Origin of the sequence: Arenibaculum pallidiluteum (genome assembly GCF_017355985.1) — a bacterium.
GTDB classification, from domain to species: domain Bacteria; phylum Pseudomonadota; class Alphaproteobacteria; order Azospirillales; family Azospirillaceae; genus Arenibaculum; species Arenibaculum pallidiluteum.
This window is the reverse complement of the sequence record NZ_JAFIQU010000014.1, coordinates 82,568-101,725: the sequence shown is the minus strand read 5'-3', so window position 1 is coordinate 101,725 and position 19,158 is coordinate 82,568. Positions and strand designations below refer to the sequence as shown.

The 19,158-nt window shown below is 70.2% G+C and carries 18 protein-coding genes and 1 pseudogene; 7 read left to right on the top strand and 12 right to left on the bottom strand.

The annotated features are described in order from the left end of the window. Positions 1–201: 201 nt before the first annotated feature. Positions 202–1,545: a ferritin-like domain-containing protein gene (locus tag JUB13_RS22765; protein WP_207482978.1), complete on the bottom strand. Its 1,344-nt coding sequence runs from the start codon at positions 1,543–1,545 to the stop codon at positions 202–204. A 367-nt stretch (positions 1,546–1,912) separates the two neighbouring features. Here JUB13_RS22765 and JUB13_RS22760 point away from each other — a divergent pair, with 367 nt between their 5' ends. Next, positions 1,913–2,086 (top strand): hypothetical protein, encoded by a 174-nt coding sequence (locus tag JUB13_RS22760; protein WP_207482975.1) that lies wholly within the window; start codon positions 1,913–1,915, stop codon positions 2,084–2,086. Between the two features lie 164 nt (positions 2,087–2,250). Here the strand turns inward: JUB13_RS22760 and JUB13_RS31540 are convergent, their stop codons facing one another. The 7 genes and pseudogenes from JUB13_RS31540 to JUB13_RS22735 all read right to left on the bottom strand — a co-directional run bounded on the left by JUB13_RS31540 (position 2,251) and on the right by JUB13_RS22735 (position 8,837). After that, the gene (locus tag JUB13_RS31540) at positions 2,251–2,463 is read right to left on the bottom strand and encodes a hypothetical protein (protein ID WP_236025153.1); all 213 of its coding nucleotides are present in this window, start codon (positions 2,461–2,463) and stop codon (positions 2,251–2,253) included. Further along, on the bottom strand, positions 2,457–2,741 hold the full coding sequence (locus tag JUB13_RS31535) for a Rossmann-fold NAD(P)-binding domain-containing protein (RefSeq protein WP_236025152.1): 285 nt from the start codon (positions 2,739–2,741) through the stop codon (positions 2,457–2,459). The genes JUB13_RS31540 and JUB13_RS31535 overlap by 7 nt, the downstream gene beginning before the upstream one ends. Beyond that, positions 2,729–3,046 (bottom strand): annotated as a pseudogene (locus JUB13_RS31530) (NAD(P)H-binding protein); the annotation flags it as partial. The gene JUB13_RS31535 and the pseudogene JUB13_RS31530, both read right to left, overlap by 13 nt. A 239-nt stretch (positions 3,047–3,285) precedes the next feature. Then, on the bottom strand, positions 3,286–6,444 hold the full coding sequence (locus tag JUB13_RS22750) for an efflux RND transporter permease subunit (RefSeq protein ID WP_207482973.1): 3,159 nt from the start codon (positions 6,442–6,444) through the stop codon (positions 3,286–3,288). An 11-nt stretch (positions 6,445–6,455) separates the two neighbouring features. Next, positions 6,456–7,661 (bottom strand): efflux RND transporter periplasmic adaptor subunit, encoded by a 1,206-nt coding sequence (locus tag JUB13_RS22745; RefSeq protein WP_207482971.1) that lies wholly within the window; start codon positions 7,659–7,661, stop codon positions 6,456–6,458. A 448-nt stretch (positions 7,662–8,109) separates the two neighbouring features. Continuing rightward, positions 8,110–8,412 (bottom strand): hypothetical protein, encoded by a 303-nt coding sequence (locus JUB13_RS22740; RefSeq protein WP_207482969.1) that lies wholly within the window; start codon positions 8,410–8,412, stop codon positions 8,110–8,112. A 128-nt stretch (positions 8,413–8,540) separates the two neighbouring features. Further along, a complete protein-coding gene (locus tag JUB13_RS22735; protein ID WP_207482966.1) occupies positions 8,541–8,837 on the bottom strand; it encodes a hypothetical protein in 297 nt (98 codons plus the stop codon). A gap of 348 nt (positions 8,838–9,185) precedes the next feature. On the opposite strand from JUB13_RS22735, the gene JUB13_RS22730 reads away from it, so the two are divergent. Beyond that, the gene (locus JUB13_RS22730) at positions 9,186–9,926 is read left to right on the top strand and encodes a response regulator (RefSeq protein WP_207482964.1); all 741 of its coding nucleotides are present in this window, start codon (positions 9,186–9,188) and stop codon (positions 9,924–9,926) included. After that, a complete protein-coding gene (locus tag JUB13_RS32115) occupies positions 9,923–11,353 on the top strand; it encodes a sensor histidine kinase (RefSeq protein WP_207482962.1) in 1,431 nt (476 codons plus the stop codon). Before JUB13_RS22730 ends, JUB13_RS32115 begins: the two co-directional genes overlap by 4 nt. Positions 11,354–11,593: 240 nt before the next feature. On the opposite strand, the gene JUB13_RS22720 is transcribed toward JUB13_RS32115, so the two are convergent. Continuing rightward, positions 11,594–11,896, bottom strand: coding sequence for a hypothetical protein (locus tag JUB13_RS22720; RefSeq protein WP_207482960.1), 303 nt, complete (start codon positions 11,894–11,896; stop codon positions 11,594–11,596). 293 nt (positions 11,897–12,189) lie between these two features. Between JUB13_RS22720 and JUB13_RS22715 the strand changes: the two genes are divergently transcribed. Further along, positions 12,190–12,639, top strand: coding sequence for a DoxX family protein (locus tag JUB13_RS22715; RefSeq protein WP_207482958.1), 450 nt, complete (start codon positions 12,190–12,192; stop codon positions 12,637–12,639). A 38-nt stretch (positions 12,640–12,677) separates the two neighbouring features. Here the strand turns inward: JUB13_RS22715 and JUB13_RS22710 are convergent, their stop codons facing one another. Beyond that, the gene (locus tag JUB13_RS22710) at positions 12,678–14,492 is read right to left on the bottom strand and encodes an adenylate/guanylate cyclase domain-containing protein (RefSeq protein ID WP_207482957.1); all 1,815 of its coding nucleotides are present in this window, start codon (positions 14,490–14,492) and stop codon (positions 12,678–12,680) included. Between the two features lie 8 nt (positions 14,493–14,500). After that, entirely contained in the window at positions 14,501–15,121 is a 621-nt protein-coding gene (locus tag JUB13_RS22705; protein WP_207482955.1) for a dioxygenase family protein, read from the bottom strand. 154 nt (positions 15,122–15,275) lie between these two features. On the opposite strand from JUB13_RS22705, the gene JUB13_RS22700 reads away from it, so the two are divergent. The 3 genes from JUB13_RS22700 (at position 15,276) to JUB13_RS22690 (ending at position 17,726) form a co-directional block, all read left to right on the top strand. Beyond that, entirely contained in the window at positions 15,276–16,169 is an 894-nt protein-coding gene (locus tag JUB13_RS22700; protein WP_207482953.1) for a LysR family transcriptional regulator, read from the top strand. A 174-nt stretch (positions 16,170–16,343) separates the two neighbouring features. Continuing rightward, entirely contained in the window at positions 16,344–17,045 is a 702-nt protein-coding gene (locus JUB13_RS22695) for a Crp/Fnr family transcriptional regulator (RefSeq protein WP_207482951.1), read from the top strand. 180 nt (positions 17,046–17,225) lie between these two features. Then, a complete protein-coding gene (locus JUB13_RS22690; RefSeq protein ID WP_207482949.1) occupies positions 17,226–17,726 on the top strand; it encodes a hypothetical protein in 501 nt (166 codons plus the stop codon). Between the two features lie 15 nt (positions 17,727–17,741). On the opposite strand, the gene JUB13_RS22685 is transcribed toward JUB13_RS22690, so the two are convergent. Then, positions 17,742–19,046, bottom strand: a complete 1,305-nt coding sequence (locus JUB13_RS22685) for an oligosaccharide flippase family protein (RefSeq protein WP_236025151.1) — start codon at positions 19,044–19,046, stop codon at positions 17,742–17,744. Positions 19,047–19,158: the final 112 nt, after the last annotated feature.

Here is a 19,158-nt window from a genome sequence, read left to right as displayed (position 1 = left end):
GCGACGGTCCTGTCGCATCGAGCCGCGGCAGGCTTCCGGGCCGATGGCCGCACCATATCCATCCGTCGCCCCTCTCAGGCCCCGGGCGCGATGTCTGGCGGCGCGGGATTGTCGCAGAAGACCTTGCCGACCTCCATGCCGAGATCGCCGGCTTCGGCCGCCCGGTCCGGCCGGGTGGCCGCGCGGCCGGACCGGACGATGCTAGAGGCGCCGCGTCTCGCCGCGGAGCGGATCTCCCTTCAGCGCGGTGGCCGTCAGCAGGTTTGTCTCCTGCGGATAGTCGGTGGGCAGGCTGTGGCGCAGGCCCTCCGCCAGCCGGCCGGCCTCCCGCGCCAGATGCAGGACGAACGCTTGGCTGTGCTCGGGCGTCGTGCCCGGGGCGTAGCCCATGCTGAGAGAGTCGAATGCCAGCGCCGCGCCGAGGGTCGGCATGTGGCGGGCGAGCGACCACAGCGGGCCCAGCATCTGGCCGCGCGCCAGGTCCAGCGCCTCCTCGCTCCCCGTCCGGTACGAGATGTCGAGCAGGCACAGCGTGATCCAGTAGTGGAGATTGCCGAGCCAGGCGAGCCCCTGCGCCTCGGCATCGCGGATCTGGCCGACATGGCCGAGGAAGGCGGTCGGCGCGACCGGCAGCGGATGGGCGGGGTAGAGCGGGTCGGCCGGATCCCGGTCCCAGACGCGCTCGACGCCGCCGAAGCCGGCATGCCGTCCCATGAAGAGGCTCCGGAAGAAGGCGTAGTGCTCGATCTCGCCCTCGTCGGAGATCCGGGCGAGCTCATCGAGCCAGGCGTCGCGCCCGGCCACCCGTTCCGCCGGCAGTTCCTTCAGCACGTCCATGAGCGTGCCGTAGAGGCCGCCGATATGGTTGGGCCGGACCCCGGCGCCGAGGAAGGCGTCGATATCGCGCCGGAAGCGCGCTTCCTCCTCGGGCCCGGCGCCGACCGGAGCGAAGTCTGCCGGCGCCTCGCAGTAGACGTACTTGGCGAGGCTGGCCCGGCTCAGCGGCTCCAGCACGAAGGGGAAGGGATATATGTCGGGCTCGTAGGGGAAGTCCTGGCGCTCCAGGTGCGGCGAGGCCCCGATCTCGACCAGCAGCCGGTTGACTGCGCCGAGGTGCTGCATCTCCTGCACGGCCACGCCCAGCAGCGTTTCCGCATTGGGATCGCCGTGGCCGACGATGCCCTGGTAGGCCGGACGGACCGAGAACGCGGCATAGAGATACTGGACCATCAGCGCATGCTCGATCTCCGCCGCCTCTCGGAGCAGGCGGACCAGCTCGAGGTAGGGGTCGGCGAAGTCGCGGACCAGCATCCGCGGCATGGCGGACCGGGCATGCCCGGGGGGTGGGCCGGGCGGCTGGCCGTCCGCGGCCAGGGCCGCGGCGGGTCCCCGGGTCCCCGACCCGATGAGGATGCAGGCGACGGGCACGGAGACCCCCTGCCTCACGATCCCCCGCAGCAGCGCCCGGCGCCTTGCGTCCGGCATGTCGTCCCGCGTCGGCACCAGGGCGCGGAAGGTACGGCTGTGTCCATGAAATGGAAGCATCTTCGGGCCTCGCTCATGTAATCAGGGGCACGTGTTTAGCGGCATGGGCGACGTGTTCTTGCGATCCTGCTCTCCGGCAGCGGCGAATGACTTGCTGTCTTGGGATGATTTTTAGGTTCGATCCGCATCCGGCGATGTGGCGAATCCCACCCGGAATTGCGGATGGTGCGGAGTCATCGGCGGGGTGGACGCCGTGTGGCTGCAACGCAGGCAGCCGGCTTCGTCCGCGGTGATCCGCAGGCCCGGATGGTCGGGGTTGAAGGGAGCCCAGCGCTTGGTCACTATCGCACTGGCAAAGAGGAGCGTTCACAGACCGAGGATCGGCCTCGGGGTGCCGGCGAATGCGTGATGTCAATCGTAGGAACGAATGACCGGCCGCGATGTCCTGATCGTTCTTGTGCTTCTGGCTGCGGCGCTGGCTACCGGCTGGCCGCATTTCCGCGATACCAATATCGGCCGGCTTCTGTCCGGCCGTTGCGAGCATATCCGCGGCGGCAAATCCTTCCAGTGCCTGGACCAGCCGGATGCATGGCGAAGGTGAGCGGCCGAACCCGGCACTGCTCGTGGGGAGGGGTGCGGCCCGACGGCCAGTCCAAGCTGGGGCGCATGCCGAAGGAGGTGTGGCCTGCGCGAAGCGCCAGGCCACACCTCGATACAGCGAAACAGCCGAGAGGCCGCCCGAAGCATGACTGCTTCCGCCTCCCGTCAGCCGAGGACGGCGGGCTTCAGGACGTCCTCGCACCACTGGCGGAAGGTCGTGGGGGTGCAGGCTTGCGGCGTGCGCGGCTCGGTGCGGTCGAGGCCGGCATCCTTGGCCCTCATCATGTGGGCCATGGCCTCCGGCATGCCGCGCTCGACCAGCCTGGCCTTGTAGGCCTCGAACGGGATCTGCTGGAAGCGCACGGGCCTTTTCAGCACCTCCGACATGGTCCCGGGCATGCCGTCGAAGGACAGGTCTCGAGGCCCAGCACCGGGACGGTTCCCGACCCGCTCCAGGTGGGATCCAGGAGCAGCCCGGCGGCGCCAGCCGCGATGTCGCGCGTCGCGCAGGTCGGCAGCCTGAGATCCCGCGCGATCGGCGAGAAGAAGACGCCCTGGCTCCTGATGGGTTCCACCTGACGCAGGAGGTTGTCCGTGAACGACGGTATCCCCAGCGCCCGGAAGCCCACGCCGGTGCCCGCGATCAGATCCTCCATCGCCAGCGCCGCCGAGACCAGCCCGGCATGCCGGGCCACCCGCGGCCGATGGCCGAGACCGCGACCACCCGCTTCACCCCGCGCTTCCGGATCGCCTCGCAGGCGGGTCGGGTGAAGTCCAGATTGGCGGCATCGAGGCTGTGCGCGCCAGGGATCGGAGGCACGAGCCAGAACACGGCGTCCACGAACGCCCGGTCGGCGACGTCGGCGTCGCCGTGCGAGCCCTGAACGACGTCGATGCGCCCGCGCGTCTCGGCCGGAAGGCCAGGGGAATCAAGCCTGGAGGGATCGCGCGTGATCACGCGGAAGGGCGCGCCGCCTTCGAAGAATGGTCCCGAGGACTTTCCGGCCGATGCTGCCGGTGGGCGTGGTGAGGACGATCATGGAATGCTTGCTCCGGGTGTCCCGTGGCGGCCGCTGCGGCGTGTTCGCAGGCTACGAACCGGCCGGCGGCCCTGCGATCCAGGAAAGTCCGGCTTCCATGCGCGATCGTCCGGATCGACAGCGGTCCGGTCCAGGCGCGGCCCCGAGCAGCGGCGATACCTCAGCCATGCTCCGCCCCGAGCCGCGCCGTGCCGAACCGGTCCGCCATCCGGCGGCAGATCACGTAGAAGGTTGGGGTGAAGATCAGCCCGAACAGCGTGACGCCCAGCATGCCGGCGAAGACCACGACGCCGAGGACCTGGCGCAGCTCCGCCCCGGCCCCCGTGGCGAAGACCAGCGGCACCACGCCGAGGATGAAGGCGAGCGAGGTCATGACGATCGGACGCAGGCGCACGCGGGCGGCCTCGGTGGCGGCCTCCGCCGGGCTCGCCCCGTCCTCCTCGCGCTGGCGGGCGAACTCGACGATCAGGATGGCGTTCTTGGCGGCGAGACCGATCAGCACCACGAAGCCGATCTGCGAGAGGATGTTCACGTCCATTGACATGACCAGGATGCCGCTCACCGCCGCGAGCAGGCACAGCGGCACGATCAGCATGACCGAGAGCGGAAGCGCCCAGCTCTCGTACTGCGCGGCGAGCAGCAGGAAGACGAAGACGATCGAGGCCGCGAAGACCATCAGGCCGGACCCGCCGGCGAGCCGCTCCTGCAGGGCGAGCTCGGTCCATTCGAAGCCGTAGCCCTCGGGCAGCGTCTCGGCGGCGATCCGCTCCATGCGGTCGAGCGCGGCGCCGGTCGAGGCGCCCGGCGCGGCAGCCCCCTGCACCTCGCCGGCCGCCGCGAGATTGTAGCGTGGCACCCGGTAGGGACCCGTGCGCTCCTCGAAGGTCGCGACGGAGCTCAGCGGGACCATGGCGCCGCTGTCGCTGCGGGTCCTGAAGCCGGCGATCACTTCCGGATCCTGCCGGAACGCGCCGTCCGCCTGGGCGCGCACCTGGAAGGTCCGGCCCAGCAGGTTGAAGTCGTTCACGTAGGACGAGCCGAGATAGACCTCGAGCGTCTCGAACACCCGGCTCACCGGCACGCCGAGCATCTCCGCCTTCGTCCGGTCGATGTCGGCATAGAGCTTCGGCGTCGCGGTGCTGAACGGCGTGAAGACCCGGACCAGCTCCGGATGGCGCGCGGCCTCCGCCACGACGGCGCGCAGCACGGATTCCAGCTCGGCAGGGGATGCGCCGTTCCGGTCCTGCACCATCATCTTGAAGCCGCCGGCATTGCCCATGCCCCGCACGGAGGGCGGCTTGATCGGGATCAGGCGCGCCTCGGCGAGGTCGGCCGTCCGCCGGGCCATCGCCGCCATGATGGCATCGACGCCGAGGTTCCGCGCCGCCCGCTCGGCGAAGGGTTCCAGGGTCACGAAGGCGACGCCGCTGCTGGGGGCGTTGGTGAAGGTCGCGCCGTCGAGCCCGGCCACCGCGATCACATGCTCCACCCCGTCCATCTCCATCAGCCGGTTCGACAGATCGGTCATGACGGCTTCCGTGCGCGACAGCGACGCGCCGGGGGGAAGCTGGACGGAGGTGATGAAGTATCCCTGGTCCAGCTCGGGGATGAAGCCGCGCGGCGTGCGCTCGAGCTGGAAAGCCGTGAGGGCCAGCAGTCCCGCATAGGGAAGCAGCGTCAGCGCGCCGAGCCGCACGACCCGCCGGGTGATCCCGCCATATCCCCGCGAGACGCGCTCGAAGCCGCCGTTGAAGGCCGAGAAGCCGCGCTCGATCCAGCCGAGCGGCCCCCGCCGGCGGCGGGCCTCCGGCGCGTGCGGCCGCAGCAGCAGCGCCCCGAGCGCCGGGCTGAGCGTCAGCGACACGAAGGCCGAGATGATGGTTGAGGCGGCGATGGTCACGGCGAACTGCCGGAAGAACTGCCCGGTGATTCCCGGCACCAGCGCCGCGGGGATGAAGACGGCCGAGAGCACGAGCGCGATCGCGACCAGCGCCGTCGATATCTCGTCCATGGAGCGGTGTGCGGCCTCCCGCGGAGGTACGCCGCGGCGCAGATGCCGCTCGATGTTCTCGACCACCACGATGGCGTCGTCCACGACGATGCCGATCGCCAGCACAAGGCCGAGCAGGGTCAGGTTGTTCAGGGAATAGCCCAGCGCGGCCATCACGGCGAATGTCCCGATCAGCGAGATCGGGATGGCGAGGATGGGGATCACCGCGGCGCGCCATGTCTGCAGGAAGAGCACCACGACGACGACGACCAGGAGGATCGCCTCGCCCAGGGTCCTGTAGACCTCGCTGACGGATTCGTCGATGAACTGCGTCGGGTTGAAGGGGATGTCGTAGGCGACGCCTGCCGGGAGGCGCTCCCCGAGCCGGCGCATCTCCGCGGCGACGCGCTCCGCCGTCTCCAGCGCGTTGGAGCCAGGCTGCTGGAACACCTGGACCGGCTGGGCCGGCCGGCCATCGAAATTGGCGCCGGCGCGATAGGTCTGCGCGGTCAGCTCGACCCGTGCGATGTCGCGCACCCGGGTGACGCGCCCGTCGGCGTCGGTGCGCACGACGATGTCCTCGAACTGCGCGGGGTCGGACAGGCGCCCGAGCGTCTCGACATTGAGCTGGAACGCGCCGTCCGTCGGCACCGGGGGCTGGTTCATCACGCCGGATGCGACCTGAACGTTCTGCGCGCGCAGCGCCTCCACCACTTCTCCGGCCGTCAGGTTGCGCGCGGCGACGCGGTCGGGATCCAGCCAGATCACCATCGCGTAGTCGCGAGAGGCCGGCATGCGCACGTCGCCGGCCCCCGGCACGCGCAGCAGCGCGTCGCGGACCTGCAGCGTCACGTAGTTGGCGAGATAGAGCTGGTCGCGCGAATTGTCCGGCGAGAAGAGCTGGAGCACCATCAGGATGTCCGGCGACGACTTGCGCACGGTGACACCAAGGCGGCGCACCTCCTCGGGAAGGCGCGGCTCCGCGACGGAGAGGCGATTCTGCACCAGCACCTGGGCCTCGTCGACATCGGTGCCGAGCGTGAAGGCGATGGTGATGGAGAGCTGGCCGTCCCCGGTCGCCTGCGAGGACATGTAGAGCATGTTCTCGACGCCATTGATCTCCTGCTCGATCGGCGCGGCGACCGTGTTGCTGACGACCTCGGCCGAAGCGCCGGGGTACTGCGCGTTCACGACCACCGTGGGCGGCGCGATCTCGGGATACTGCGCCACGGGCAGGGTGACGTAGCCGGCGAGGCCGACCAGCACGATCAGGACCGACAGCACCGTCGCGAAGATCGGCCGGTCGATGCAGAAATGGGCAAGGCGCATCGGCTGACTCCTCAGCTTCCGGTCCGGGGGGCGGCGCCGGGCGCGGCCGCGCGCGCCTCGCCTTCGGCGGGCTGCGCCGTCACCTTCTGTCCCGGCCGGGCGCGCAGCAGGCCGTTGACGATGACCCGGTCGTCGGGGCCGATGCCGCTGCGCACGATGCGCGTGCCGTCGGGCTGCCGCGGGCCGAGCGTCACCCTGGAGGAGCGCACCGTCCCCTCCGCATCGACGGTCAGCACCACGCGGTCGGCCTGGTCGGTCAGCAGAGCCGCTTCGGGAACCAGCATCGCCTGGTAGCTGCCGGAGAAGGGCAGGCGCACGCGCCCGAACTGGCCAGGCGTGACGAGCCCCTCGGCATTGGAGATGCGAGCGCGGGCGCGGATCGTTCCGGCCCCGGCCTCGATCCTGTTGTCGACGAAATCGATGACGCCCCGGTGGGGCCAGTCCCCGTTCCCCTGGGCCCGCGCCTCGACCGGGATCTGCCGCCCGTTGAGGACCGGGAGCGTTCCCTGGCGCGCGGCCTCCTGATAGGCCAGCATGTCCTGCTCGCTGATATCGAAGACGAAGTAGACGGGATCGAGCGCGACCAGCGTGGTGAGCATCGCCCCGTCCGTGACGAGGGCGCCGACATCGAGGCGGCGGTTCGACACGCGCCCGGTGAACGGGGCGCGGACCTCGGTGAAGCCGAGATCGATCTCGGCGCGGTTCACCGACGCCTCGGCGAGCGCGCGGGCGGCATCGGCCGCCTTCTTCTGCTGCCGGCGCTGGTCGAGCGTCGCCCGCGAGGCGGCGCTGGTGCTGACGAGCTGCTCGGCGCGGCTGAGCTCGAGATCGGCGAGCTCGACCTGGGCGGCGGCGCTGGCGAGCTGCGCGCGCGCCTCGGCCAGCGCCGCGCGGAAGGGGCGCGGATCGATCGTGAAGAGGAGCTGTCCGGCCTGGACGAGGTCGCCGTCCGAGAACGTGATGGTCTGCAGGTGTCCGGACACGCGGGCGCGGATCTCGACCGCGGCGCTCGGCTCGAAGCGGCCGGCGAACTCGCGCCGTTCAACGATCTCGCGGGTGACCGGGCGCGCCACGACGACGGCCGGTGGCCCCGGCGGCCGCACCTGGGCCTGCGCCTGCGGCGGCGCTGCACCGAAGCTCCGCCACAGGAGCCCGGATCCGGCGAGCGAGACCACGGCAAGGACCGCACCGACGATGCGCATTGAATGACGAACCATACGCTGTATCCCGTCCTTTCCGCCCTGGCGGCCGTCAGGCCGCCGGCTGGTCTCCTGATGAAGATGCAGCGCCAGGGCCGATACCCGGGCCGCGCGAATTCCCTTGCCGGGACCGCCGCCGTCGCGGCATTTCCAGGGGGTATGCGATTTCGGCAAATACTGCTTGGATTTGCGGCCGGATTCCCCCGGCGGCGTCTTCCGCTTCTTTTCGCTTTTCCTGGATATCGTGGACTTCGGTCAAAGAATTGGTTGGAGCCGCCAAGAAGATTTGCGATTTCAAAATAGTCCTGGGGGCCTGGGCGATCCAGGCAGGAAAATCCGCGATTCCTGCGCGATTCTCCTTCGTTCAGGACCCGCGGGTGCCTGCCCCCTGCACCGTGGGGCAGGCAGTGGCGGCCACGGGGATGCCGCCGCCATTGCCTGCGGGTCGCCGCACGGCACGGGTTTCCTACTGGCGCGAGTAGGGGCCCGTGACGGCATCGTCCTGGCTCAGGATCGGCGACCTCCCGAAGCGCGGAACGGACTTGCCGGGAGCGACGGCCACCTGGTCGCCGGTCTCGTAGCGGTCCTCGGTCGCAAAATCCCGGACGCGGGAGCCCTCGGTGCTGCCGGCGCGCTCGGAGGGAAGGCCGGTCTGCTCCGTCGTCCAGCCGGGAAACAGGTTCTCCAGGGTCCGCGGCTCGTTGGCGAGGGCGGGGCCGGCCAGCAGCAGCGTGGCGAGGCCGAAGGTCGCGATGCGGATCACATGCATTGTCTTATCTCCTCTCGGTAGAGCGTGCCGCCGACGCGGCAGGGATTGGTCGGTTCCGTTCCCGACCGGCGGCAGCGCTTCGGACGCGAGGCTGCCGCTTCGGGTCGGTGCTTGCGCCGTCCGCCGTGTCACTGGCGCGAGAAGGGCCCGGTGGTGGCGGGGTCGAAGTTGGAACTCCGCTGGGCCGGCGCGTCGTAGGCCGGGATCGCGTCATAGCGGGTCGGGCCTTCCGCCGGCTCCGCGATGGAAGCCAGGGCATTGGTGTCGACGAGGCCGGCCGTGGCGCGGGTGTCGGCGAGGCCTGCCGCCGACGTGCCCGGGGCGACGGCGAAGCCGCCCGGGAAAATCGGGTTGGGAGTTCCTTCGCCGGCGATGGCACTGCCGGCAACCAGGAGAATGGCGAAGCCAGTTGCGATGGCCTTCATGGTCGTAGTCCTTCTGCTGTGTGAACGCCGGCCCGTGCTCGAGCCGGGATCGATGTTCGCCGAATGCGACCGGTCCTCGTCGCCGGGCCCCGCCTGGATCCGCGCCACGCGGCCGGGATCAAGCAATCGGGGCCGCGGCTCCGGCCGGGGCGTCGGCCGAGGGCTTCAGCCGACGGGCTCAGTTATGGGGAGCAGATGTCGTCAGAGTGTGTCGGCCGGACCGGTATTGTGTATCGGTCTGTGTTGGATTTCCGGGCTGACACAATTTCTTACAGTTTCACTCTTTGGCTGCCTGGGCATTCATGCCAAGGTTTCGATCAACGGCGCTGCCAGTTCCGCCAGGATCCCATGCTGACGACCGACGACACCCCCGCACATGTGCTCCTGATCGATGACCATCGCGATATCCGCGAGACGCTGACCCGCTATCTCGAGCGCCACGGGCTGCGCGTCACCGCGGCGGAGGATGCCGCGGCCTGCCGGCGCGTGCTGCGCACCACCGCGCCGGATCTCGTCGTGCTGGACATCATGATGCCGGGCGAGGATGGCCTCAGCCTTTGCCGGCACCTGCGGGAAACCACCGATGTGCCCGTCATCTTCCTGACCGCGCTCGGCGAATCCACCGACCGGGTCGTCGGGCTCGAGATGGGGGCCGACGACTATGTCGCGAAGCCATTCGAGCCGCGTGAGCTGCTGGCGCGCATCAAGGCGGTGCTGCGCCGCAGCCGCAGCCTGCCCGTGGATCCCGGCGGGCGGCGCGGCGCGAGCAAGCGCGTGGAATTTGACGGCTGGGTGCTCGATCTGGGACGGCGGGAGCTGACGGGCGCCGACGGCGTGGCCGTCTCGCTGAGCACGTCGGAGTTCCTGTTGCTGGAGGCCTTCGTTCGCCACCCCGGCATCGTGCTGTCGCGGGACCAGCTGCTCGACCTGACCAAAGGCCGCGTGGCCGATGCCTTCGACCGCAGCATCGACAATCAGGTCAGCCGCCTCCGCCGCAAGGTGGAAACCGATCCGCGCAACCCCGGCCTGATCAAGACGGTCTGGGGTGGCGGCTACTGCTTCGCCGTCAGTGTGAGGGAACTGCCGTGATCAAACTCCTTCGCCACGCCGTGCCCCGGACGCTCTTCACGCAGATGGTCCTTCTCCTGACGGCGGCCATGATCGTTGCGAAACTGGGCAGCTGGCTTGCCTACAGGGACGAGCAGGCCCTCGCCGTGCAGCAGATTCAGATCGGCAGCACGATCGCCAAGACCGCGGCCGCCATCCGGCTGATCTCGGCGGCCCCGGACCCCTTGCACAAGGACGTGCTGGAGGCGGTCAGCAGCCCCCAGTTCCGGTTCTGGTGGGGCACCGAGGCCCTCGCCGCCCACATAGAGCCAACGCCCGAAGCCCTTGCCGCGCGCGACCGGCTGAGGACGATGGTCGCGGACGGCGTCAGGGATGTGCGGGTGCTGATCAAGCGGCCATCCGGCGAAGCCCTGGTGGCGCCGGATGGATCGGAGGAGCTGAAGTTCGTGGTGTCCGCCCTCTTCCCCGACGGCCGCTGGCTGAACGCAGCCACCTACCAGACCCGGCCGCCGGTGTCCGGCAATGCCATGTACACGTCCATCCTTTCGTCCATCGTGATGATGGCGCTGGTCGCCTTCTTCATTTCCAGCCGCATCTCCCGTCCGCTCAAATCGATCAGCGAAGCGGCGGAGCGGCTCGGACGCGGCGAGGCGGTCGAGCTCGACGAGCGGAAAGGACCCATCGAGGTCCGGCGCGCCGCGGCGGCCTTCAACGCCATGAGCGCCCGGCTGCGGCGCTTCGTCGACGATCGCACGCGCATGCTGGCGGCGGTCAGCCATGACCTGCGGACACCCATCACCAACCTGCGCCTGCGGGTCGAGATGCTCGACGAGGGCGAGACCAAGCAGCGCATGCTGGACAATGTGGAGGAGCTCCGGCTCACGGCCGAGGCCATGCTGTCCTTCGCGCGCGAGGAGGGCGGCGAGGAGGCGCGGAGCGTGGATCTCGCCTCCCTGGTCGGGAGCGTGTGCGAGGACATGGCCGATCTCGGCGCTCCGGTGACCTTCGACGAGGCGGCGAAGCTTCCGGTGGTATGCCGCCCCTCGGCCATGCGGCGGGTCGTGCGGAACCTCGTGGAGAACGCGATATCCTACGGCGGCTCGGCCAGGGTCGCCATGATCCATGACGGCGGCGAGATCCGCGTCGTCGTGGACGATCTCGGGCCGGGCATTGCGCCGGCCGACCTCGAGCGCGTCTTCGAACCCTTCGTGCGGCTCGAGGCGTCGCGGAACCGGCGCACGGGCGGCGTTGGCCTTGGCCTTCCCATTGCGCGCTCGATCGCCCGCGGGCATGGGGGCGACATTTTCCTGGAGAACAGGCCGGATGGCGGGCTGCGCGCCGTGATCAGCCTGCCCGCTACGTTCCAGGCGACCGAACGGGCGCCCCTGCGCGCGCGGCGGCGGCCGGTGGCGCTTGGGCCCGCCCGGTCCAAAAGCGCGTTTCAATAGATTGTGAAGCTGCGTCCTCGAAGTCGTCGACAGGCCTGGTGGATTGGCCATGGCGACGACATCGTGTCGGGTACGATCCGGGATTGCCGTTTCTCCTGCCCGCGGAGCCGACGATGCCCGGCTCCGTGATGGAAGGAAGCCGCCACACCCGGCGCCTGCCCCCTGCATCGTGGGGCGGGCAATGGCGGCCGCGGGGATGCCGCCGCCATTGCCTGCGGGTCGCCGCACGGCACGGGTTTCCTACTGGCGCGAGTAGGGGCCCGTGACGGCATCGTTCTCGCTCAGGACCGAAGCCATTGCGAAGCGCGGAGCGGACTTGCCGGGAGCGACGGCCACCTGGTCGCCGGTCTCGTAGCGGTCTTCGGTCGCAAAATCCCGGACGCGGGAGCCTTCGGTGCTGCCGGCGCGCTCGGAGGGAAGGCCGGTCTGCTCCGCCGTCCAGCCGGGAAACAGGTTCTCCAGGGTCCGCGGCTCGTTGGCGAGGGCCGGGCCGGCCAGCAGCAGCGTGGCGAGGCCGAAGGTCGCGATGCGGATCACATGCATTGTCTTATCTCCTCTCGGTGGAGCGGGCCGTTCCCGGCTCCGCGATGAGAGGAAGCTGACATCTGCCGCCGCGGCGCTCGGTGCCAAAACGCACACTCCGGCCGTTTCCGAGGGCTGGCGAGGATCTGTGCCCTTTCGCACCAGGGGGTCTGGCGGGGCGCCATAGCCTGCACTGCGTCGTCGCCACCAGGGCGACGGAAACCAGGACAGGAGATCACGGCATGGCACGAGAGAACGAGTATACGTCTTGGCCCCGTCTTCGGTCGCGACCCGGAACGGATCGCACCGGGAGATTGGTCATTCCTGCCCTTGGCGGGTTCTACGCCCGGCTCGCCCCCGTCACATACGCCTTTCTGCGCTTCGCATTCGGCGTGACGATGCTGACCCATGGCCTGCCGAAGATCCTGGGGACGTCCCACGGATCCATGGCGGATCCCATGGCGGGCTCCATGAACCTGATCTCGGGCACTCTCGGCCTTCCCTTCGCACCGCAGCTCGCCGTCATGGTGGCGATCCTGGAGACGTTTGGCGGCATCGCCCTCGCCCTCGGCTTCCTCACGCGCCTGATCGCCCCAATGATGGCCGTGCAGATGGCCTTCATCTCGATCGCGCTGGGACCGACCTGGCCCTGGATCGACCGCGGCATCGAGTACCCGGTGATGCTCGGCTTCCTGGCCCTGTTCATCTCCTTCCAGGGCGGCGGGCCGTTTTCCCTCGACCACGCGGTCGGCAGGGAGCTCTGAGCGCTCCGACCGGCCTGACACCGGGCGGGCCGGACCCCTTATTTGAAGGCGCGGCGCCTGCGCGCGCTGCGCGCGCCGAGACGCGCCGCGAGCGCGGCAGGATCCCGGACGGCGAGGGCCGCGATGGGCGCGTCACGCCCGGGAACCCTTGCCTGGACCTCCTGGATGCCGGACGGAAGTTCGTCGCCGGCAAGGATGCCGGACAGCGCGGCGGCGTCCTTCGACAGGATCAGCGTGCATTCCCACCGCTTCGTCGCCTCCTCGAGCTTGGCGGCGACGTTGCCGGTATCGCCGAGGAACTGGATCGTGCGACCCGGACCATGGTCGGCGGCTCCGACGAAGCCCACGACCGACAGGCCGGAATGGATGCCCATGCCGCAGCGCAGGGGGCGGCCGAGATCATGCTGGAACTCGCGCCCGAGCGCATCGACGGCGTTCCAGATCGCAAGGGCGGCATGGAGCGCGTCCCGGCAGGATCCCTCGGGTTCGCCCCGCAGGCCGAAGACGGCCATCACGCCGTCCCCGGCGACGCTCGTCACCCTGCCCCCGTTCTCCGCGACTGCATCCGTCACGGCCCGGACGTAGCGGTCGACGATGTAGAGCGCATCGTATGGCAGGCGGTTCGACGCGATGCGGGTCGACTCCCGGAGGTCGGTGAACAGCGCCGACACCATCAGCTCGCGCCCACTGCCATCGAGCAGGCCGGCCAGCACGGGATCCGGGAGGTTGCCGGTTCCGCCGGCCGCGAGAATCGGGGTGACGGCCAGGTCCGCCGACGGCCGCACCTGGCAGGCGAGGCGCATGCCGGGCGGCATGCCGAGGCGTTCCAGGGTCGCGCGCTCCACGGGGCCCGGCGGCGGCAGGGCGTCCGCCCCCGCCGTTACGCGTATCCTGCAGGTCGAGCATCGCCCCCTGCCGCCGCAGACCGAGGCATGGGGGATGCCGGCCCAGCGGCTCGCCTCGAGGACCGAGAAGCCGCGCGGCACCGTGACCACGCGCTCGCCGGGATAGGAGACCCGCACCGGCCGCGACCGTCTCGCGTGCCAGTAGCGGCCCATGCGCAGCGCGAGCGCCCCCGCCAGCAGACCCAGATAGCCCTGGGTCAGGCCGGTGGCGACCCCCTCCAGACGGCCGAGATCCGCAGCCGCGGGCGTGCCCCCGGCAGGCGGGGCGAGCCGCTGTGCCAGGGATGGATCCGCGGCCATACGCCGGTCGAGGTCCGCCCCGGCATTCAGGATCCCGGCGATCGCGAGGACGGGAACGAGCAGCGCGAGGGCGCCGAGCAGCGCCGACCACCGGAAGAACCACGGCTGGATGCGGAACAGGAAGCGGAGCCCGATGCAGCCATGGGTCCATACCGCGACAAGCAGCAGAAGCTGGAGAATCAGCCCCTGCTTCGGCGCCGCGATCCAGTAGTGATGAACGAGCCTCCAGTAGGAATCGTCGAGCCCGTAGGCGATCTCGCCCATCCGGACGTTCACGGCATGGCCGATGAGCAGCCAGGGGATCGTCAGCCCAAGCCAGAGCTGGAATGCCTCCGCCGGGGGCATGCGCAGATGGCGTCGCCGCGACAGGGCGGTCAGCCCGAGCCAGGCATGGACCAGCAGCGCGCCGTAGAGCAGCGCCATGCCCGGCGGGATCCTCCAAGGAAGCAGCAAAGCCCGGCTGGCCGTCTCCATGGCCGGCACCCCCAGCAGGCCGAAGGCATGCGTGACGAAGTGGCAGGTCGCATAGGCGAAGAGGATCAGCCCAGAAGCCAGGCGCAGGCGCCGCTCGGTCGGGTGGCGGGCGCGGTCGGGCGGCGCAGGCGGTTGCCGGGATCCGCCGATCGGGGATGCGGTCGGCTCCCTCATGCCGGGCGTCAGGGCTGGCCGAGGACGAAGTCGAACCGGCCGGCCAGCCCGGCCCCGGTGTCGGAGACGCGCATCAGAAGCGCCTCGTCGAACTGCCGGTCGCGGCGGTTGCCCGCCTCGCCCGGGAGGTAGAGCTGCGTCGTCAGGACCGGCCCGTCGGCGGCCTGGACCTTGACGTGAAGGTGACGGGTCCGTCCCGGATAGGCGCCGGGGATGATGGTGTCGAACCAGTATCGGCCCTGCTCGTCCGTGAACTGGTGCCCGCGCAGCCGGTAGCCATGGTTGTCGTAGGCGCCTGCTGCGTCGGCATGCCAGAGATCGACCAGGGCCCTAGGGACCGGGCGGCATGCGGTGGTCAGGACGAAGCCTGCCAGCAGCAGCCGTCGGCCTCCGGGCGCATCGGCGCGGAAGTCGCGCTTCAGGGGCGAGCGGGGGGTGAAGTAGGGCCCTTCCGTCTGCCTGGGTGTCGCGGAGCCCGCCGGCGTGCATTCGGGCGTCGGCGGCAACTCGGCGCCCTGGGCCAGCGCAGGCCGGAGCGGCGTCATCGACATCGCTCCGAGACCGCCTGCGACCGCAAGCAGCCGCCGGCGCGAATACATCCCGCCCGATGCAGGGAGATCGTTCGTCATTGGGGATCCTCGCGTTCCGGCAAGGGCGGCGGACCGGCCGGCACCGACGCCGGCGGCCAGCGCCCTTCCCATTCAGGCGCACCGAGGATAGCAGGAGCGGCGGGACCCGATAGGATGCACAATCCTTGATAATCTGTTCAGGCGGAGCTTAACAATGCCGGGATTCAGCCTTGTCGATCTGGAGGTCTTCGCCGCCGTCGCGCGCAACCGGAGCTTTCGCAGGACGGCCAGGGAACGCGGCGTCTCCGCCTCGGCGCTCAGCCAGGCGGTGCGAAACCTGGAGGAGCGGCTGGAGGTGCGGCTGTTCAACCGGACGACCCGCAGCGTCGCCCTCACCGATGCCGGGGAACGGCTCCTGCGCCGCGTGGGCCCCGCCCTGGCCGAGCTCGGCGAAGCGGTCGAGGAGGTGAACGCCGCCCGGAACAGGGTTGCCGGGACGCTCAGGATCAATGCGCCGGAGCCCGCGGCCAACCATGTCCTCGGCCCCCTGATCGAGCCGTTCTTGCGCCGGTATCCCGAGATCCATCTCGAGATCATCATGGATGCGTCGATCACCGACATCGTCGCGCGGGGCTTCGACGCCGGCGTCCGCTTCGACGGGGACCTCGCGCAGGACATGATCGCGGTCCCGCTCGGCCCCACGCAGCGCTACATGGTCCTCGGCGCGCCGGACTATCTCGCGCGCCAGGGCGTTCCCTCGGAGCCCGGCGACCTCGCGGCGCATTCCTGCATCCGCCATCGCTTCCCGGGCGGCGGGATCTTCCATTGGAGGTTCGAGAAGGACGGGCGCAACGTCACGATCCTTCCCGAGGGCCCGCTGACGTTCAACAGCGCCGCCCTGGCCGTGCGCTGCGCAGCCGCCGGGCTCGGCCTCGCACGGGTGCTGGAGGGTTATGCCGAGGAGGCGCTGGCCGGGGGCGAGGTGGTGGAAGTGCTTGCGGACTGGTCGCAGCGCATTCCCGGCTGGTTTCTCTACTATCCCGGGCGCCGGCACGTGCCGGCCGCACTGCGCGCCTTCGTGGACTTCGTCCGGGCGCATGGGCGGTGAGCCCCAGAGCGGATCGCGCAGAACGGAATTGTGAAGCCCGGCCTTAACACAGCATGCGGATCCGTGCGGCTTTTCGCGGCAGGCCTGTCGTGACACCATGACGCGCGACGACGCCCTGAGCGCACCCAAGCCCGACCAGCCGCGCAGGCGCGTGGGCCACGCCATGGAGGCCTCATGCTCCGCCATGCCGAGACCCTCGCACGGGTTCCGCTGTTCCGCTCGATCGACGCCGCCGATATCGGCCGCCTCGACACGCAGTGCTCCTGGCGGCGCGCGCCCGCCAAGGACTGGATCATCGATTATCAGGACGAGGGATCCGACGTCTTCTTCGTGGTCACGGGGACCGTGCGCGTCATGATCCGCTCCGTCACCGGCCAGGACGTGATCCTGCGCGACATCGATGCCGGCGGCTTCTTCGGCGAGCTCGCGGCGCTGGACGGCCGGGCGCGCTCGGCCGGGATCGTCGCCGTCACCGATGCCGTGGTGGCACGGATGCCGGCCCCGGTCTTCAGGGACGCGATCCACCGCCATCCCGACGTCTGCGACCAGGTCATGCAGCTGATGGCTTCGCAGATCCGCATGCTCGCGAACCGGGTGAACGAGTTCAGCACCCTGGACGTACGGCACCGGATCTATGCGGAGCTTCTCCGTCTCGGCCGCCGCGACAGGGAGGTGCCCGGCCGCGCGATCCTGTCGCCGCCGCCCGTGCATGCCGACATCGCGGCCCGGGTGAGCACCCGGCGCGAGGCGGTGGCGCGCACCTTGAAAGCGCTGGAGCGCCAGGGCCTGCTGGAACGGCGCCGCGGCGCGCTGGTCGTCACGGACACGGAACTCCTCGCCTCCATGATCGACCGCGCCGCCGAGGGCGAGGCGTAGCGTCGCTACCGGTCCTGCGGCACCGCTGCGCACCGGGGAAAGTTCGCGATAAGTTCTCCGCACATTCTTCCAAATCCGTCGGGTGCAGGTTATGCTTCAACCTGACGTGGAAGCATCCGCGTCCGGCACGGCCGCGGCGGGCGCAGGAGCGGTGGTGCCGGGCACGGAACAGGGGGACCGATGAGCGACCTGCCGATGCAGTTCCCGATCCTGATGCTGAGGCCGCCCTTCCATGGTGGCGAGAAGCACGAGGACGAGCATGAGGACGTCGAGTGCTTCACCGAGGCCGAACTGTTCACGACCGTCGACTCTTGGGGCATGAAGCGGAAGGCCTTCGTCGGCTCGGTCGTTTTCGACGTCGCGGGGAAGGCGTGGCGCATCTCCGACATGATTGACCTCGGGGCCGAGGGGACGTCGTGGCGCTGGCTTTTGAACAAGCTCCTGGGTCGCCACCAGGTGCGGTACGAGCTGATGGAGGAGCCGCCGATGCCGTTCGAAGCGATCCGGGACCGCGTCTGCGCCTCGATCGAGAACAACCCGGACAGATGGCGCGACGACGAGGTGATCGCCGGCGAGGACGGGCCGCCGCGGGACGAGCAGGAGATGCTGGAGGAGAAGGTGGAGAAGGCACGGCAGGCCAGGGACATGGCGGAGCTGATCCAGACCATCGAGGCGTTCTGATCGCTCGCCGGTCGGTCACCGCAGGACGAACCGTGCGACGATCGTGGTCCCGATCGCCCCCTGCGCCACGCACAGCGCGGCGACGATGGCCGCGCCCGTCATGCCCAGCGCGGGGATCAGCACCGGCGCCAGCACCGCGCAGGTCCCGAGCTGCAGGAGGTTCAGGCGCCCCAGCACCCGACCGTGGCCGGTCATGGCCAGCAGGACGTCCTGGCAGGGCAGCAGGCAGTTGACGAGCTGGCCGGCGGCCAGGATGACCAGTGCGCCCGCGGCCAGGTCGAAGCCCGCGCCGACCATGTCCAGGAGCGTTCCCGGCAATGCCATCATCAGCAGCACCAGCGGCACGCCGAACAGGGCCACGGCACGGCGGGCCGAGCGGTTCAGCGCGTGCAGCCGGTCGTGCTCGCCGCGCCTGTGGTGCTCCGCGAACTGGGGCGCCACCAGCGTCCCGACGCTGATGATCACGACCCAGACCAGCATCGAGATCCGGCTGGCGACGCTGAAGGCGCCGACCGCGCCGGCCTCGGCCACCATGCCCAGCGCCAGCACAGGGGCCGAGGCCAGGGTGACCTGGACGACCTCCACGACAAGCAGCGGCAGGGCGGTTCGCCAGAGATGGGGAAGGTGTGCGGGCGCGGGGATGGTCACCGCCGGGTCGCATCCGGCCCGCCGGCCGGGAAGCCGCCTCCACTCCCAGGCGATGACGAGGAAGCCGCCGATGGCGCTGACGGCGAGCGCCGCGCCCATGACCATCAGCAGCGGCTCCAGCTGCACGGCGCCGAGCAGCATGCCGGCCAGCGTCAGCACCGGCCACAGGGCGTTCTGGACGAGCTGCGCGACGAGGCCCCGCTTGAGCCCCGCCAGCACCGCGCCGGCCATCAGGGCCATCGTCTGGGGGATGATCACGACCGCCGAGACCGTGAGGGGGGCTGCAAGGCCGGCCTGACCGAACAGCATCTCGTCGGCGGGCCCGGCGAGGGCCGCGGTTAGGGCCGCTGCCGCGACGCCGCCGACCGTGCTCCACAGCAGCCCGCTCCTCAGCGCGTGACGTGCCCGCGTGACGTCGCCGACCGCCAGCTCGGCGGCGACATGCCGGGTGACCGCGCGGTCGAGGCCCATCCTCGCCATGGTGGAGGCAAGGCCGATCCAGGTCAGGCACAGGAAGAACAGGCCGGCGTCGTGCGCGCCCAGGGTGCGGGCGGCGAGAACATAGAGGCCGAGCTTGCCGACCGTCTCGACGCCGCGGATCCCCAGCGCGAGGGTGTACCGGAGCAGCGGGGCGAGGACCGCGCGCGATCCCGGCATGGGGAGCGCGGTCATTCCCGCCCGCCGGGGAACACGTTCGGATAGGCCGGGCATGCGCACCTTGACCCTGCGGGGCGGACGGCGCTACCCCGGCACCACGGAAGCGTGGCACGGAGGACGGCCGCGC

Bases quoted from the DNA above. Each gene is read 5' to 3' on its own strand.
- JUB13_RS22765 (WP_207482978.1), bottom strand. From the start codon at position 1,545: ATGCTTCCATTTCATGGACACAGCCGTACCTTCCGCGCCCTGGTGCCG.
- JUB13_RS22760 (WP_207482975.1), top strand. From the start codon at position 1,913: ATGACCGGCCGCGATGTCCTGATCGTTCTTGTGCTTCTGGCTGCGGCG.
- JUB13_RS31535 (WP_236025152.1), bottom strand. From the start codon at position 2,741: ATGGAGGATCTGATCGCGGGCACCGGCGTGGGCTTCCGGGCGCTGGGG.
- JUB13_RS22750 (WP_207482973.1), bottom strand. From the start codon at position 6,444: ATGCGCCTTGCCCATTTCTGCATCGACCGGCCGATCTTCGCGACGGTG.
- JUB13_RS22745 (WP_207482971.1), bottom strand. From the start codon at position 7,661: ATGGTTCGTCATTCAATGCGCATCGTCGGTGCGGTCCTTGCCGTGGTC.
- JUB13_RS22740 (WP_207482969.1), bottom strand. From the start codon at position 8,412: ATGCATGTGATCCGCATCGCGACCTTCGGCCTCGCCACGCTGCTGCTG.
- JUB13_RS22735 (WP_207482966.1), bottom strand. From the start codon at position 8,837: ATGAAGGCCATCGCAACTGGCTTCGCCATTCTCCTGGTTGCCGGCAGT.
- JUB13_RS22730 (WP_207482964.1), top strand. From the start codon at position 9,186: ATGCTGACGACCGACGACACCCCCGCACATGTGCTCCTGATCGATGAC.
- JUB13_RS22720 (WP_207482960.1), bottom strand. From the start codon at position 11,896: ATGCATGTGATCCGCATCGCGACCTTCGGCCTCGCCACGCTGCTGCTG.
- JUB13_RS22710 (WP_207482957.1), bottom strand. From the start codon at position 14,492: ATGAGGGAGCCGACCGCATCCCCGATCGGCGGATCCCGGCAACCGCCT.
- JUB13_RS22705 (WP_207482955.1), bottom strand. From the start codon at position 15,121: ATGACGAACGATCTCCCTGCATCGGGCGGGATGTATTCGCGCCGGCGG.
- JUB13_RS22700 (WP_207482953.1), top strand. From the start codon at position 15,276: ATGCCGGGATTCAGCCTTGTCGATCTGGAGGTCTTCGCCGCCGTCGCG.
- JUB13_RS22695 (WP_207482951.1), top strand. From the start codon at position 16,344: ATGCTCCGCCATGCCGAGACCCTCGCACGGGTTCCGCTGTTCCGCTCG.
- JUB13_RS22690 (WP_207482949.1), top strand. From the start codon at position 17,226: ATGAGCGACCTGCCGATGCAGTTCCCGATCCTGATGCTGAGGCCGCCC.
- JUB13_RS22685 (WP_236025151.1), bottom strand. From the start codon at position 19,046: ATGACCGCGCTCCCCATGCCGGGATCGCGCGCGGTCCTCGCCCCGCTG.